The organism is Kosakonia sacchari SP1 (genome assembly GCF_000300455.3).
Classification (GTDB): Bacteria; Pseudomonadota; Gammaproteobacteria; order Enterobacterales; family Enterobacteriaceae; genus Kosakonia; species Kosakonia sacchari.
On sequence record NZ_CP007215.2, the window covers coordinates 3891850 to 3907720 of the forward strand.

A 15871-nucleotide genomic window follows, 5' to 3' on the forward strand; every position below is an offset into this window, starting at 1 on the left:
AATGTTCTTTTGTCCATTCATCCTGTACGGCGCAACCTGTAGGGGAAGACAGGATGATGTCATTGTGTTTTTGCTGCTCCTGCCGGGTTTGCCCTACCCGGCGGGCCGCGTTTTTTTAACTGGCAAGAAAAAGTATATGGAGCGCCTTTTGAACTCTCACCGTGCAACAACACAACATTCGCCGGGCGCGGCTATGCCCTTTAAGGCATTAGCCCAGGCGGATGGGGAGTACTTCACGGAAATGAAAATGGAGCATGACCGAAGGCGGTCAAAAGAGAGGCAGCGTTAAAGAGTGTGAAATGCGTCGCTTGACGCGGCAAAAAGAGAGGTTTCCTCCCCGCGAACGGAGAGGAAGACAGGTTATTTCAGCAGGGTCGCCCAGTGCTCAACCCACGGATTTGAAACGGTTTCCGGTTCCGGGTCTTCGCTGGCGTCAATCAGCAACATTTCCCCGATACGCTGCGCACCTTGCTCTTGCAGCAAGGCATCGAACTGCTTACCCCCGCCGCAGAAATGGGCGTATGTGCTATCGCCCAGGGCAATGACGCCATAGTGGAGATCGGGCTGATAACCCACGGTGTCGCGCAGATAGTGGAACAGCGGCGCAATGCTTTCCGGCAAATCGCCCTGACCGGTCGTGGAGGTCACTATCAGCGCGTAATTGCCTTTGTTGTTTTCCCAGTCGCTGGCTTCGGGATCTTCAAATACCGTCGCCTTGTGGCCCTGCGCCTGTAAGATCTCCTGCGCTTCTTCCGCCACCAGCAGCGAATTGCCGTACATGGTGCCAACAAAAATTCCGACCTTCGCCATGCTCATCACTCCTTGCGTGATTCCTGATTGCCCTCATCCTGGCGGCTCACTGGCAAGAACTCAACCCTTTCATTTTCAGGGAGAAGCCCGCGCCAGCCAAAGTGCGACAGCGCGCCCATCCAGGTTTCATCCAGCCCGGCGCGAATCGTTAATGGTTCGCCGGTAAATGGATGCGTGAGCGTTAACTGGCTGGCATGCAGCATCAGGCGGTTACAGCCAAAGTGTTCCGCCGCACTACGATTTTGCCGCAAATCGCCGTGTTTACTGTCGCCAATAATCGGATGGCGCAAATGTGCCAGATGGCGACGCAATTGATGCTTGCGGCCCGTTTTCGGTTCCAGTTCGACCAGGCCATAGCGCGTGGTGGGAAATTTGCTCGTCGCCACCGGCATTTCGCACGTTGCCAGCCCGCGATAGTGGGTTACGGCAGGCTGCGCCTCTTTATCGGCGCGGGCAAACTTGTCGGCCACTTTATCCAGCTCTTCGACCAGCGGATAATCAAGCAATGCCTCTTCCATCAGCCAGCCGCGCACAATCGCGTGATAGCGTTTTTGAATCTGATGTTGCTCAAATTGCTGCGATAAGCGGCGACCGGCCTCGCTGGATAAGCCCATTAACAACACGCCGGAAGTGGGTCTGTCGAGGCGATGGGCGGTAAAAACGTGCTGGCCGATTTGGTCGCGCACAGTTTGCATCACCACCACTTTTTCATCGCGATCCAACCAGCTGCGATGTACAAGCCAGCCGGACGGTTTATTCACCGCCACCAGCCACTCATCCTGGTAAATAATCTCCAGCATCAGGCGTTTTCGTCGCTGAACAGCGCATCAAGTTGCTGTAAATGCACCAGCATCACATCACGGGACGGATGGGTCGCATCCAGGGCAATTTCATAGTATGGCGCAATGGCAAACGCCTGCGGCAACGGCTGCTGACCATCCAACAGAGCGTGCATGCGAGGAATGAGCACCCATTGCAGCCATTCGAACGGCTCAAGGGTGTCCATGCAAAAAGGCTGTGTGCTTTCGAAAGCGCTTGCCGCTGGCGCGCTGGTTTGCCAAAGATTCTGTTCGCGCAGTTGCGCTTCGAGAAGATGAAGTTGCTCGCGCACGCGTTGATGTTGAGTCATATAACCCCCCGGAATAATCAGACTGGCGCGCAGCATACCAAAGAGCGGAACAAATAAAAAAAGGGAGCACTGTAAAAACAGTGCTCCCGGTTCGTTTCGCAGCAGTCCCGCTACTCGTGTGCTCCCTGCTCATCCATGAAAACTTTTCCTGCGGTCTCCTGACCCGTTCATCCTTAAACAGCGCATCTTGCTCACACCACCCCGATGTGACATGGCCTCATCCGTAAAGCGTGTCCTGGATCTTCCTGATCTGCCGGGTATCCTTACCGGCTCTCATTCTCCGTCCTGGAGGTGTCCGTTAACGCATTCCAGCGATGTCCCCTTGCTTCGTCCTGAAGCCTTTCCTTGCAGCACCATCCTGGTGAGTCCTCGAAACAACATCATCCTGATGTACGCTTCGTTGTCAGACTCCGTGTCGACTCAAATAGAATTACCGATTACGTGGCGTCTTACAAGAATACTTAACGCAAATTCGCCTTTGAATGAAGTTATAAAAGATGAAAGGTTTTAGATTAACCTCATGATTTATATTAATTATGAATGAGAAGGCGCATCAGAAGTATGGAAAAAGACCTGGCGATCTCTTACAGGTCGTGTAAGAGATCTCTCACAAGATGAGTAGTATAGAGGATTACACAACGGGTTCGAGCTGGTCGAGGAATACGGCGAGGCTTGGGGCAAGAACGGTGCGCTGACGTGTACCCAGCGTCTCTTTCACCACTTCACCGCTGAGGTTACACAGCGAAATCACATCCAGTTCGCTGTCGAGCGTGGCAATAAAAAGTGTAGGTGATAACTTCAGTCTTTTCTGCGTCACAAGGTGACCAATCAGATTTTCCTGCATACGCACGAAGTCATCTTCACTCCACGTTTGCAGCAGCGTCAGCGTCAATTCGCCAAAACGCGCGGTCATATCACCGGCAAATTGTGTGGTGTAAAAGGTATGGAGCGGCGTTTGTACCACAATTTCCATGGCCTGTTCAATGGGGTTTACATTTCGTTCCGGTACGAACGGTTTTGGCTGCCAGATAACGTATTTATCAGTGGAAGAAATAATGCACGGCGAGGGAATACCGTAAAGTTCTTCGCTTTGCGGCCAGCTGTCTCGCTCTGCGTGCCACGCATTACAGTAACGTTCCGTAAAGGCTTTCAGGGCATGCGCCGTCTCTTTTTCCACCGATTTCTCTCTTCACATAAGCCAGGATAAACTCTGCGTCATAGTTTACCTGCAAAATGGCGATGAAACATGTCCTCTTATGATAACCACCAGGCGCTGGCTGGCCTGACGCTTGGCAAAACCACCGATTACCGCGACACCTACGACGCCAGCTTGTTGCAGGGCGTTCCCCGTTCGTTAAACCGCGATCCGTTAGGCTTAAACGCTGAGAACTTGCCTTTTCGCGGCGCGGATATCTGGACGTTGTATGAGCTCTCCTGGCTCAACGCGAAAGGTTTGCCGCAGGTGGCGGTTGGCCACGTTGAGCTGGATCACGCCAGCGTCAATTTGGTGGAATCGAAAAGCTTCAAGCTCTATCTCAACAGTTTTAACCAGACACGTTTTACCAGCTGGCAAGAGGTGCGCGACACGCTGCAGCGCGATTTGAGCGCCTGCGCCCAGGGTGACGTCAGCGTGGTGCTGTACCGTATTGATGAGCTGGAAGGGCAGCCGGTCGCCCATTTTCACGGCACCTGTATCGACGATCAGGATATTGAGGTCAATAACTACGACTTTGACGCCACGCTGTTAACCGATGCCGCCAGCGGTAAAGTTGTCGAAGAGACGCTGGTTAGCCATTTATTAAAATCGAACTGCCTGATCACCCACCAGCCGGATTGGGGTTCGGTACAAATCCAGTATCGTGGCGCGAAAATCGACCGTGAAAAATTGCTGCGCTACCTGGTCTCTTTCCGCCATCACAATGAATTTCATGAACAATGTGTCGAGCGCATTTTCACGGACATTCAACGTTTCTGCCAGCCGGAAAAACTGAGCGTTTACGCGCGCTATACCCGACGCGGCGGGCTGGATATCAACCCCTGGCGTACCAACACCGACTTTGTTCCGGCCACCGGACGGTTAGTACGTCAGTAAAACACAACATTTTACGACTCTGCGTAGAAGATCCCACGCGACAGGTTGTTAAACGTCATAAGCCAGGGCTATTGTAATCACGGGAAAGATAAAATTTTCGTCCCGTAAAGGAGTTCACTTGATTACACATATTAGCCCGCTTGGCTCAATGGATATGCTGTCGCAGCTGGAAGTCGATATGCTTAAACGCACGGCCAGCAGCGACCTGTATCAACTGTTTCGCAACTGCTCGCTCGCTGTACTGAACTCAGGGAGCCAGACCGACAGCAGCAAAGAGCTGCTCTCCCGTAACGAAAGTTTTGATATCAACGTGTTACGCCGTGAACGCGGTGTAAAGCTGGAGTTGATCAACCCACCGGAAGAGGCCTTTGTCGACGGGCGTATTATTCGCTCGCTACAGGCCAACCTGTTTGCTGTTCTGCGCGATATTCTCTTCGTTAATGGGCAGATTCATAACGCCGGACGCGTCCAGCATTTAAATCTGGAAAGCTCCATTCATATCACCAACCTGGTCTTTTCCATTTTGCGTAATGCCCGCGCGCTGCATGTCGGCGAAGCGCCGAGCATGGTGGTCTGCTGGGGTGGTCACTCCATTAACGAAACCGAGTACCTGTACGCTCGCCGCGTGGGAACCCAGCTTGGCCTGCGCGAGCTAAATATCTGTACGGGCTGCGGCCCGGGCGCGATGGAAGCGCCCATGAAAGGTGCCGCCGTCGGTCACGCGCAGCAACGTTATAAAGAGGGCCGTTTTATTGGCATGACCGAGCCGTCGATCATTGCCGCTGAACCGCCAAACCCGCTGGTCAACGAACTGATCATCATGCCGGATATTGAAAAACGTCTGGAAGCGTTTGTCCGTATCGCGCACGGCATCATCATCTTCCCGGGTGGCGTAGGCACGGCGGAAGAGTTGTTGTATCTGCTGGGGATTTTGATGAACCCGGCCAACAAAAACCAGGTACTACCGCTGATCCTGACCGGGCCAAAAGAGAGTGCGGACTATTTCCGTGTGCTGGACGAATTTATCGTCAACACGCTGGGCGAAGCCGCGCGACAACACTACACCATCATCATTAATGATGCGGCTGAAGTGGCGCGGCAGATGAAAAAAGCGATGCCGCGCGTGAAAGAGAACCGTCGTGAAACCGGGGATGCCTATAGTTTCAACTGGTCTATCCGTATCGCGCCGGATCTGCAGGTGCCGTTTGAACCGACGCACGAAAATATGGCTAACCTGAAACTTTATCCGGATCAGCCGGTAGAAACGTTAGCCGCGGATCTGCGCCGGGCGTTCTCAGGCATCGTGGCGGGTAACGTGAAAGAACACGGCATTCGGGCGATTGAGGAGTTCGGCCCGTATAAAATTCATGGCGATAGCGACATGATGCGCCGTATGGATGACCTGCTACAGGGCTTTGTCGCCCAGCATCGTATGAAACTGCCAGGCAGCGCGTACATTCCTTGCTACGAAATCTGCGCCTGATCTTCCAGGGCGACCCATAAGTCGCCCTTATACCTCGGCTTTTCCCCCGTCTGACACTCAGCAATATCGCCAGCATATTCTTACGTTTCAGTTGCCTTTAAACGTCGATAAATCACTGCGATAGCGCTTTTTTACAGGGTATTTATCGTCTTTCAACGGTGTGCGTTTGATCGCAAATCTTGCTGGTGATAGCCTTCGCGCCCATAAATTTCATCTCTCGATCATTAAGTAGATAGATGGTCTAAATATATCCACATAAAAAGTGATTTATTGCAATTGCGATCCCGATCACTGATAGAGTCATAACATAAATGTATCTTTCCGCCGCAAATAATTGCGGAAAGAAATTATAAAAAAACCGTGATTGACCGAATTTAATATTACCGCCAGCCTGTCAGGCATTGTATTCGCCCGTCATGCCAGCATTTTGCTTTTCCCAGGAGATTTATAAATGGAAACCACTCAAACCAGTACGCTGGCCACATCGGCTACACGAAGTTCATGGCGCAAAACGGATACCATGTGGATGCTGGGCCTGTACGGTACTGCCATCGGCGCTGGTGTACTGTTCCTGCCAATTAACGCCGGTGTCGGCGGTTTAATTCCGCTGATCATTATGGCTATCCTCGCTTTCCCAATGACTTATTTTGCACACCGCGGTCTGACTCGCTTTGTGCTGTCGGGTAAAAACCCAGGCGAAGACATCACCGAAGTGGTTGAAGAGCACTTTGGTATCGGCGCGGGTAAACTGATTACCCTGCTCTACTTCTTCGCTATCTACCCGATCCTGCTGGTGTACAGCGTGGCGATCACCAACACCGTTGACAGCTTCATGACCCACCAGTTGGGCATGACGCCGCCGCCGCGCGCCATTCTGTCGCTGATCCTGATTGTCGGCATGATGACCATCGTGCGTTTTGGCGAGCAGATGATCGTAAAAGCGATGAGTATTCTGGTGTTCCCGTTTGTTATCGCCCTGATGTTGCTGGCGGTTTACCTGATCCCGCAGTGGAACGGTGCGGCACTCGATACCCTGTCTTTAAGCAGCACGTCTGCGACCGGCAACGGCCTGTGGATGACCCTGTGGCTGGCCATTCCGGTAATGGTGTTCTCCTTTAACCACTCGCCGATCATCTCCTCGTTTGCGGTGGCAAAACGTGAAGAGTACGGCAACGAAGCAGAGAGCAAATGTTCACGTATTCTGGCGTTCGCACACATCATGATGGTGCTGACGGTAATGTTCTTCGTGTTCAGCTGCGTACTGAGCCTCTCTCCGGCTGATCTGGCGTCGGCGAAACAGCAGAACATTTCGATTCTCTCTTACCTGGCAAACCACTTTAACGCACCGATTATCGCCTGGATGGCGCCGATCATCGCGATGATCGCCATCACCAAATCCTTCCTCGGCCACTATCTGGGGGCGCGTGAAGGTTTCAACGGTATGGTTATTAAGTCTCTGCGTGGTAAAGGCAAAAGCATCGAAATCAACAAGCTGAACCGCATTACCGCGCTGTTTATGCTGCTGACCACCTGGGCTGTGGCGACCTGGAACCCGAGCATCCTGGGAATGATTGAAACCCTGGGTGGCCCGATTATCGCGATGATCCTGTTCCTGATGCCGATGTACGCTATCGCCAAAGTACCGGCAATGCGTAAATACAGCGGTAAAATCAGCAATATCTTCATTGTTATCATGGGCCTTATCGCTATCTCCGCGATCTTCTTCTCTCTGTTCAGCTAATCTCTTTCGCGCCGCTCGCCACGGGCGGCGCGACTCTCATTGCAATGGAAAATGCGTCATGATCAGCGTATTCGATATTTTCAAAATCGGCATTGGCCCTTCCAGCTCGCACACCGTTGGCCCAATGAAAGCCGGTAAACAATTCACTGACGATCTGATTACTCGCAGCATGCTGCACGACGTGACCCGTGTGGTGGTAGACGTTTACGGTTCCCTCTCTCTGACCGGTAAAGGGCACCACACCGATATCGCTATCATTATGGGTCTGGCGGGTAACTTGCCGGATAGCGTCGATATCGATGCCATCCCGGGATTTATTCAGGACGTAAATACGCACGGTCGTCTGCTGCTGGCTAACGGCGAGCATGAAGTCGAGTTTCCGGTCGATCAATGCATGAACTTCCATGCCGATAACCTCTCCCTACATGAAAATGGCATGCGTATTACCGCGCTCGCGGGCGACAAGGTTCTCTATAGCCAGACCTATTACTCCATCGGCGGCGGTTTTATTGTCGACGAAGAACATTTTGGCCAGACCAACAACGCGCCTGTCGACGTACCTTACCCGTACAAAAATGCGGCGGATCTGCAACGTCACTGCCAGGAAAGCGGGCTGTCGCTCTCTGGCCTGATGATGAAGAACGAACTGGCGCTACACAGCAAAGAGGAGCTGGAACAGCATCTCGCGCGCGTCTGGGAAGTGATGCAGGGCGGTATTGAGCGTGGAATTACCACCGAAGGCGTTTTGCCGGGCAAATTACGCGTTCCGCGCCGCGCTGCCGCGCTGCGCCGCATGCTGGTCAGCAGCGATAACACCAGTAAAGATCCGATGCAGGTCGTCGACTGGATCAACATGTTTGCGCTGGCGGTTAACGAAGAGAACGCCGCCGGTGGTCGCGTGGTGACCGCGCCAACCAACGGCGCGTGCGGCATTGTTCCGGCAGTACTGGCTTATTACGACAAGTTTATTCGCCAGGTGAACGCGAATTCACTGGCTCGTTATCTGCTGGTCGCCAGCGCGATTGGCTCGCTCTATAAAATGAACGCCTCCATCTCCGGCGCGGAAGTAGGCTGCCAGGGCGAAGTGGGTGTTGCCTGTTCGATGGCTGCCGCAGGCCTTGCGGAATTGCTCGGCGCAAGCCCGGCGCAGGTCTGCATCGCGGCGGAAATCGGTATGGAACACAACCTCGGTCTGACTTGCGATCCGGTCGCAGGCCAGGTACAGGTGCCGTGCATTGAGCGCAACGCCATTGCGTCGGTGAAAGCGGTGAACGCCGCGCGTATGGCGCTGCGCCGTACCAGCGAGCCGCGCGTCTGCCTGGATAAAGTCATCGAAACCATGTACGAAACCGGGAAAGACATGAACGCCAAGTACCGCGAAACCTCACGCGGTGGCCTGGCGATGAAGATCGTAACCTGCGATTAAGCCGTGCCAGATGCCTCGTTTTGCGAGGCATCTTCCTGATTATCCCCCGCTTCATAGCCTCACACCGCACGCGATGTTACCCTTAGGCACGATTTCAAGGAGGGTATCTGTGGCTCATCTGTTAATTGTCGACGCGCTTAATCTTATTCGCCGGATCCACGCGGTGCAGGGATCGCCCTGTGTAGACACCTGCCTGCACGCGCTGGAACAGCTTGTGGTTCACAGCCAGCCGACTCACGCCGTGGCGGTGTTCGATGATGAGGCCCGCAGCCAGGGGTGGCGTCACCAGTTATTGCCCGACTATAAAGCCGGGCGTCCTCCTATGCCGGAGACACTTCATGCCGAGATGCCCGCATTGCGCAGCGCCTTTGAGCAGCGCGGCATTCGTTGCTGGGCAACGCCGGGTAACGAAGCGGACGATCTCGCCGCGACGCTGGCGGTGAAAATGGCGCAGGCCGGGCAGCAGGCGACGATTGTTTCCACGGACAAAGGCTATTGCCAGTTGCTTTCCCCGACCATTCGCATCCGCGACTATTTCCAGAAACGCTGGCTGGATGCGCCCTTTATCGCGCAGGAGTATGGCGTCACGCCAGAGCAATTGCCGGATTACTGGGGGCTGGCGGGGATCAGCAGTTCTAAAGTGCCAGGCGTTGCTGGCATTGGCCCGAAAAGCGCCACCCAACTGTTAAACACCTTCCCGACGCTGGAAGCGTTGTACGAGAACCTCACGGACGTGCCGGAAAAGTGGCGGCAAAAACTGGAAGCGCATAAAGCAATGGCCTTTACCTGTCGAGATGTCGCGCGTCTGCAAACAGATCTGCAACTGAACGGCAACTTACAACAGCTACGTCTGACACGCTGAGCAAAGCCCGCACGGTGGCGGGCTTTTCGCCTCTCTTTAGCCCTTATACGGATGGTGCTTCAGCCAATGTTCGGCGATATCCTGGCGACGGCAGATCCAGACGTCACTGTGGCTTTGCACGTAATCAAGAAAACGTTGCAGTGCGCGAAAGCGCCCAGGCCGCCCGAGCAGGCGGCAGTGCATGCCAATCGACATCATCTTTGGCGCATGCTCGCCTTCTTCATACAGCACATCGAAGCTGTCTTTCAGGTAGGTATAAAACTGCTCGGCGGTGTTAAAACCCTGCGCCGTGGCAAAGCGCATATCATTGGCATCAAGCGTATACGGCACAATCAAATGAGGCTTCCCTTCTACCGTGGTCCAGAAGGGTAAATCATCGCCGTAATAGTCACTGTCGTAGAGAAAATCGCCCTGCTCGACCACCAGCTTGCGGGTGTTGGGGCTATCGCGCCCGGTGTACCAGCCAAGCGGCTTTTTGCCAAACAGCGTTTGCAGGATTTCAATCGCCTGCTGCATATGTTGGCGTTCAGTTTGGATATCGAGATCCTGATAATGGATCCAACGCCAGCCGTGGCTTACTACATCGTAATCAGCCGCTTTGATCGCCGCGACAATCTCCGGGTTGCGCGCCAGCGCCATTGCTACGCCAAAAACCGTGAGCGGCAGGCCACGCTGCTGAAAAGCCTGATGAATACGCCAGAATCCGGCGCGCGACCCATACTCGTACAGCGAGTCCATCGACATATGCCGCGCGGGATAGCTGGCCGCGCCAATAATATCCGACAAAAATTGCTCTGAACCCGCGTCGCCATGCAGCACATGGTTCTCGCCGCCCTCTTCAAAATTAAGGACAAACTGGACGGCAATGCGCGCGCCGTCCGGCCAGCGGGCATGCGGCGGTTTTCCCGCATAGCCTGCCATATCGCGGGGGTAGTTGGCGGTGAAATGCCAGAAAGGTTTGTCCGTTGCTGATTGCATGCTGATTCGACCTCTTTACGGTGCCGCTTTCAGCAAAGCTGTTCGAAACATCCTGAAAGCGGCTTTTTATTGGGATACGCGAGATCGCCGTATTTGCTGGTGCCAAGCCCCAGCGCGAGAAGAGATTCCACCATCTTCACCGCGGCCGTTACACCGTCGATCACCGGCATGCCCAGCTCTTGCGTCAACTCGCTGGCAAGGTTCGCCATACCGCCGCAACCCAGCACAATGGCACCGCTGTGATCTTCCCGTTTGGCTTGTATACAACGTTCGCGTACCTTTTGCTGAGCAAGACCCGTGCCATCTTCCAGCGCCAGTACCGGTAAATCGATCGCGTGCAGCGCGGCACAGTGGTGTTCGAAGCCATACTGACGCAGTAAATGACGGGCGATAATCACCGTACGCGGCAGCGTGGTTACAATTGAAAACCGCGTCGCCACCAGCGTTGCCACGTGCATAGCCGCTTCAGCAATACCGATGACCGGCCCGCTCGCCAGCTCGCGTGCGGCCAGTAATCCAGGGTCACCAAAACAGGCAATTACGTGCCCCTGTGCGCCCTGAGTTTTGCCCTGTTTGATTTGCTCCAGCACGCCAATCGCCGCAATGGCTTCATCAAAATGCCCTTCGATGGATTCCACTCCCTGCGAGGGGCAACTGGCGAGAATGGTGGTGCCGGGCGCCGCCACACTGCGCGCCGCGCTGGCGATGGTGTCGGTCATTTCAGGGCTGGTATTGGGATTGATAACTTGTATACAAAACTGGCTCATCAGTGTTCTCCTGGCGCACCAAACAGGCGGGCAAAATCCGGTAATGTTTCGCCGCTGCGCTCGAAGCGCAGACTGGAAACAACATGATCAAAGTGGTGAGCCATCGCCTCACTAAGCCCTGATAGATCCTTTTTACGCAACAGCGTAATCAGTTGGTCATGATCGTCACAGCGGCAACCGCGCTGCCAGGGCGCACCCCAGGCTGCTATTACCAGCGATGAACGCTGCGCCAGTGTGGTGATAATGTCGGTCACCACCGCATTACCGGAAATGGCCTGCAACTGGATATGAAACGCCGCAGAATGCCGAATAGCCGCCGCGCCATCATGGTTTTGATGCGCCTCTTCTTCCTGCGCGATGATCTTTTCCAGCCCCGCAAGGTGCGGCGGCTGAAGATGTTCCAGCACCAGCGGCAGGTTGGCGCATTCGATCATTTTCCGGGTAGTGAAGATTGCTTTTGACTCTTCAACGCCGGGATTGGCGACAAATGCACCACGTCTGGGCGTCATGGTGATCATTTGCACCGTTGCAAGGCGGGTTAATACCTTGCGGATACCGGTACGGCTGACGCCAAAAACCTCCGCCAGCGCTTCTTCCGGCAATTTACTCCCCGGCGGCAATTGATGTTCAACGATGGCGGTCATTAAAGATTGCCAAATGAGATGCTCTTTATCTTCCAGATCTGCAGGGGTTCGCAGCCCTATTTGCTGGTTCATAACGCAATTCCTTTGTTACTCAATTCATCTATTTTTGTATACACTGTTAATTTATTTTGTATACAAAAAAATTAAAACCTGGCCTGGTTAATGCAACGAGGGATAGCAGACAACATGTCACTATCTGTATTCAGAGGAGCAGAATCCATGCCAAACCTTGAACCAAATTACGATGCTCGCTACAGCCCACGCCTGACCAATGAAGATTTGGCGCCGACCCGCCATCAGACCTGGAGCTGGTACAATATTTTCTCTTTCTGGATGTCCGACGTGCATAGCATGGGCGGCTATGTGGTTGCCGCCAGCTTCTTCGCCTTAGGGCTTGCCAGCTGGCAGGTGCTACTTTGCCTGTTGTTGGGGATCTGTATTGTGCAGCTGTGCGCAAACCTGGTGGCGAAACCGAGCCAAATGGCCGGTGTGCCATATGCCGTGATCTGCCGTCAGGCATTTGGCGTGTTCGGCGCGAATATCCCGGCGGTGATCCGCGGGCTGATTGCGTTTGCGTGGTATGGCATTCAGACCTATCTGGCAGCCAACGCGTTAATGCTGGTGATCCTGAAATTTTGGCCTGCCCTTACGCCCCTGACCAACGGTCACTTTCTGGGCCTGTCGCATTTGGGCTGGATCTGTTTCGGCATTATGTGGGTGTTGCAAGCGCTGGTGTTCTGGCACGGGATGAGCGCGATTAAACGTTTTATCGATATCGCCGGCCCGGCGGTATACGTGGTGATGATGGCGCTGGCGGGATGGATCCTCTGGCAAACGGGTATTGACGGCATCTCTTTCACGCTCGCCAGCAAACAGCTCACAGCAGGCGAGCAAACCTGGCAGATGATCACCGCGACAGCGTTAGTGGTTTCTTACTTCTCCGGCCCGCTGCTCAATTTTGGCGATTTTTCCCGTTACGGTAAAAGCATGCAGGAGATCCGCCGCGGCAACCGCTGGGGGCTGCCGTTTAACTTCCTGCTGTTTTCCATTGTCACAGTAGTGATTGTTTCCGGCACCCAATCGCTGTTTGGCAAGATGATCACCGATCCTATCGAAACGGTGAGTCATGTTGGCAGCAGCCTGGCAATGGCAATTGGGCTGCTGACGATGATCACCGCCACCATCGGTATCAATATTGTGGCGAACTTCGTCTCCCCGGCCTTCGATTTTTCCAACTGTTCCCCACAGAAAATCAGTTTCCGTACCGGTGGGATGATCGCGGCGGTCGGCTCGGTACTGCTAACACCGTGGAATTTGTTCCAGTCTCCGGAGTTGATCCACTACACGCTGGATGTGCTCGGCGCGTTTATTGGCCCGTTGTTCGGTATTTTACTGACCGATTTTTATCTGATTAAACGCGGAAATGTGTTTGTCGACGATCTGTTTACCGACTCACCAAACGGGCGTTACTGGTACAAAAACGGCTTTAACCCGAAAGCAATTGCTGCGCTGGTGCCGTCGGTGGCGGTTGGGCTGATTATTAGCTTTATTCCGGCGCTGCATGAAGTGGCCAATTTTAGCTGGTTTATTGGCGCGTTCCTCGGGGCGGGATGCTACCGCTTTCTGGCGCGTAACGAACGTGAAGATGTGAGCAGCACATCATTTACCGCCCAACGCGTGGTGGCAAAGGAGTAGAAACGACGAAGGCCTAAATCATTGCTGATTCAGGCCTTCTGAATAGTGGCGGAACGGACGGGACTCGAACCCGCGACCCCCTGCGTGACAGGCAGGTATTCTAACCGACTGAACTACCGCTCCGCGTTGTGTTCCTGTTAGGGAACGAGGCGCATATTACGGATTGCACCTGGTGCCGTCAACGTTTTTTCCATCGTTTTGAATTGTTTGCTGCAAAAATCACCCGTGCGGTGATTTTCCTGCGTTAACAAAACGATTTTACCCACGCCACAGGCAGCTTCCGCCCTTCTTCTGCACTAAATCAAGCCGTGATTCATGGGCCATCAGCTCCTCATCACTGGCTAAAACCACGCGCAAGCGGTTTGCCTGACGAACAACACGCTGGATCCCCGCATCGCCTGTTTGCGTTTGCCCTTCGCCTTCCATCGCAAATTTCATTGATGTCTGGCCGCCGGTCATCATCAGATAGACATCAGCAAGGATTTGGGAGTCGAGTAATGCGCCGTGCAGCGTACGTTTGCTGTTATCTATTTCATAACGCGAGCAGAGCGCATCAAGGCTGTTGCGCTTGCCGGGGAACATTTTACGTGCCAGCGCCAGGCTGTCGGTGATTTTGCAAAACGTTTCGGTTTTTGGAATCCCACGGTTCAGCTTGCTGAACTCGTAATCCATAAAGCCGATATCAAACGACGCGTTGTGAATGACCAGCTCCGCACCGCGAATATATTCAATAAACTCATCGGCGATGTCGGCGAACGTCGGTTTATCAAGCAGGAATTCGTCAGCGATGCCGTGAACGCCAAACGCTTCAGGATCCACCAGCCGGTCGGGCTTGAGATAAATATGGTAGTTGTTACCGGTCAGGCGGCGGTTGATCACCTCCACCGCACCAATCTCAATAATCTTGTGCCCTTCATAGTGGGCGCCAATCTGGTTCATACCGGTGGTTTCGGTATCGAGGACGATCTGTCGTGTAATTGCTGTGCTCATAGCGGCCATTTATGTCAGACTTGTCGTTTTAAACACAGGAAGTCTACCAGAGATGCTTAAACAGGTAGAAATTTTCACCGACGGATCTTGTCTTGGCAACCCGGGTCCGGGCGGTTACGGGGCGATTTTACGCTATCGTCAGCATGAAAGATTGTTTAGCGAAGGCTACCGTCTCACCACCAATAACCGGATGGAACTGATGGCGGCTATTGTGGCACTGGAAGCGTTAAAAGAGCATTGCGAAGTGGTGCTCAGCACCGACAGCCAGTATGTACGCCAGGGGATCACGCAGTGGATCCACAACTGGAAAAAACGCGGCTGGAAAACAGCGGAAAAAAAACCGGTTAAAAATGTCGATCTCTGGAAGCGGCTCGATGCGGCGCTCAGCCAACATCAAATCCGCTGGGAATGGGTAAAAGGCCACGCAGGCCACCCGGAAAACGAACGCTGCGATGAGCTGGCGCGCGCCGCCGCGATGAACCCAACTCAGGAAGATGTGGGCTATCAGCCCGAGAGTTAAGACTGGCGGGTTGCGCCCACGGGCTGGCGAACCCGGGGTTTGCTGAGGCTCGATTTCATGGGGTTTAATGTAAGCGGAATGGTGCGTTTGCGCGCAACAATAAGCTGCATACACCCTAAAGCCGGTAAATGCGTGCTAAGCAGTTTCCCGCCCTGTTTCGTCCAGGGCAGGACGCGAAAGCGGCTATAATGTAACACCTCGAAATTGAGCAACGATAACCAGTCAAACTGGCGCATCAGGGTGAACATTCGGCTTTTTACCGCAGGTGATCGGCGCGCAAAAGGAACCGCTTTGCAAAGCCCAAGCAGGCTAATCGGGTTAAAACCGCTCATCACCAGCCAGCCGTCGTCAATTAACACACGATCCACTTCCTGCAATAACCGATGCGGATCGGTACACCAGGGAAGCGTATGCGCCAGCAAGCAGGCATCCACCGATTTCTCTGCGAACGGTAAATGCAGCGGATCGGCTCTCACCTGCGCCGGTTCGCCGCTGAGAGAAACATTGACCTGGTGGGAAATAGCGCAGCTTTCGGCATTGATTTCCGCGCTCAGATTGCCGATTTTAAGCAAATGAAATCCATACATTTTTGCAAACCACGGCTTAAGTTCTCCTTCCAGCGCTTCACGATAATGCGCGCCTTTAGGTAAATCGCTCCAGCTTGCAGGTGCGACCAATGTCTTAGGAGTCCTTGCCGGTTTCATCACAACCTTCCGCTACGCTTTGAGAGGTAA

17 protein-coding genes and 1 tRNA gene are annotated in these 15871 nt (G+C 53.8%); 8 read left to right on the plus strand and 10 right to left on the minus strand.

Annotated features, from left to right (window positions below):
* Window position 1: 1 nt before the first annotated feature.
* Entirely contained in the window at window positions 2-289 is a 288-nt protein-coding gene (locus C813_RS41430) for a hypothetical protein (protein ID WP_017458739.1), read from the plus strand.
* Window positions 290-360: 71 nt separating this feature from the next.
* Here the strand turns inward: C813_RS41430 and C813_RS41435 are convergent, their stop codons facing one another.
* From C813_RS41435 to syd, 4 genes are all read right to left on the minus strand, one after another.
* Window positions 361-810, minus strand: coding sequence for a flavodoxin (locus C813_RS41435; RefSeq protein WP_020456654.1), 450 nt, complete (start codon window positions 808-810; stop codon window positions 361-363).
* 5 nt (window positions 811-815) lie between these two features.
* The gene (gene truC, locus C813_RS41440) at window positions 816-1610 is read right to left on the minus strand and encodes a tRNA pseudouridine(65) synthase TruC (protein ID WP_017458737.1); all 795 of its coding nucleotides are present in this window, start codon (window positions 1608-1610) and stop codon (window positions 816-818) included.
* Entirely contained in the window at window positions 1610-1939 is a 330-nt protein-coding gene (locus tag C813_RS41445) for a YqcC family protein (RefSeq protein ID WP_025263719.1), read from the minus strand. The genes truC and C813_RS41445 overlap by 1 nt, the downstream gene beginning before the upstream one ends.
* 631 nt (window positions 1940-2570) lie before the next feature.
* Window positions 2571-3116, minus strand: a complete 546-nt coding sequence (gene syd, locus C813_RS41450; RefSeq protein WP_017458735.1) for a SecY-interacting protein — start codon at window positions 3114-3116, stop codon at window positions 2571-2573.
* Between the two features lie 69 nt (window positions 3117-3185).
* On the opposite strand from syd, the gene queF reads away from it, so the two are divergent.
* From queF to xni, 5 genes are all read left to right on the plus strand, one after another.
* Window positions 3186-4031: an NADPH-dependent 7-cyano-7-deazaguanine reductase QueF gene (queF, locus tag C813_RS41455; protein WP_017458734.1), complete on the plus strand. Its 846-nt coding sequence runs from the start codon at window positions 3186-3188 to the stop codon at window positions 4029-4031.
* A gap of 118 nt (window positions 4032-4149) precedes the next feature.
* Entirely contained in the window at window positions 4150-5514 is a 1365-nt protein-coding gene (ppnN, locus tag C813_RS41460) for a nucleotide 5'-monophosphate nucleosidase PpnN (protein WP_017458733.1), read from the plus strand.
* A 451-nt stretch (window positions 5515-5965) separates the two neighbouring features.
* Window positions 5966-7255 (plus strand): HAAAP family serine/threonine permease, encoded by a 1290-nt coding sequence (locus tag C813_RS41465; RefSeq protein WP_017458732.1) that lies wholly within the window; start codon window positions 5966-5968, stop codon window positions 7253-7255.
* Between the two features lie 58 nt (window positions 7256-7313).
* The gene (locus C813_RS41470) at window positions 7314-8681 is read left to right on the plus strand and encodes an L-serine ammonia-lyase (RefSeq protein WP_017458731.1); all 1368 of its coding nucleotides are present in this window, start codon (window positions 7314-7316) and stop codon (window positions 8679-8681) included.
* 73 nt (window positions 8682-8754) lie between these two features.
* The gene (xni, locus tag C813_RS41475; RefSeq protein WP_017458730.1) at window positions 8755-9543 is read left to right on the plus strand and encodes a flap endonuclease Xni; all 789 of its coding nucleotides are present in this window, start codon (window positions 8755-8757) and stop codon (window positions 9541-9543) included.
* Between the two features lie 36 nt (window positions 9544-9579).
* Here xni and puuE read toward each other — a convergent pair whose 3' ends face one another.
* Genes puuE through C813_RS41490 form a run of 3 tightly spaced genes read right to left on the minus strand, consistent with a single transcriptional unit; the run spans window position 9580 to window position 12004 of the window.
* On the minus strand, window positions 9580-10521 hold the full coding sequence (gene puuE / locus C813_RS41480; protein WP_017458729.1) for an allantoinase PuuE: 942 nt from the start codon (window positions 10519-10521) through the stop codon (window positions 9580-9582).
* Window positions 10522-10550: 29 nt separating this feature from the next.
* Entirely contained in the window at window positions 10551-11288 is a 738-nt protein-coding gene (locus tag C813_RS41485; protein WP_017458728.1) for an aspartate/glutamate racemase family protein, read from the minus strand.
* The gene (locus C813_RS41490) at window positions 11288-12004 is read right to left on the minus strand and encodes a GntR family transcriptional regulator (RefSeq protein WP_017458727.1); all 717 of its coding nucleotides are present in this window, start codon (window positions 12002-12004) and stop codon (window positions 11288-11290) included. The genes C813_RS41485 and C813_RS41490 overlap by 1 nt, the downstream gene beginning before the upstream one ends.
* Window positions 12005-12151: 147 nt before the next feature.
* On the opposite strand from C813_RS41490, the gene C813_RS41495 reads away from it, so the two are divergent.
* The gene (locus C813_RS41495; protein ID WP_017458726.1) at window positions 12152-13627 is read left to right on the plus strand and encodes an NCS1 family nucleobase:cation symporter-1; all 1476 of its coding nucleotides are present in this window, start codon (window positions 12152-12154) and stop codon (window positions 13625-13627) included.
* Between the two features lie 46 nt (window positions 13628-13673).
* On the opposite strand, the gene C813_RS41500 is transcribed toward C813_RS41495, so the two are convergent.
* Window positions 13674-13750, minus strand: a tRNA-Asp gene (locus tag C813_RS41500).
* A gap of 135 nt (window positions 13751-13885) precedes the next feature.
* On the minus strand, window positions 13886-14617 hold the full coding sequence (gene dnaQ / locus C813_RS41505) for a DNA polymerase III subunit epsilon (protein WP_017458725.1): 732 nt from the start codon (window positions 14615-14617) through the stop codon (window positions 13886-13888).
* Here dnaQ and rnhA point away from each other — a divergent pair.
* A complete protein-coding gene (gene rnhA / locus C813_RS41510; RefSeq protein WP_161796289.1) occupies window positions 14571-15137 on the plus strand; it encodes a ribonuclease HI in 567 nt (188 codons plus the stop codon). The genes dnaQ and rnhA overlap by 47 nt on opposite strands.
* On the opposite strand, the gene C813_RS41515 is transcribed toward rnhA, so the two are convergent.
* Entirely contained in the window at window positions 15134-15841 is a 708-nt protein-coding gene (locus tag C813_RS41515; protein ID WP_017458723.1) for a class I SAM-dependent methyltransferase, read from the minus strand. The genes rnhA and C813_RS41515 overlap by 4 nt on opposite strands.
* Between the last annotated feature and the right edge of the window lie 30 nt (window positions 15842-15871).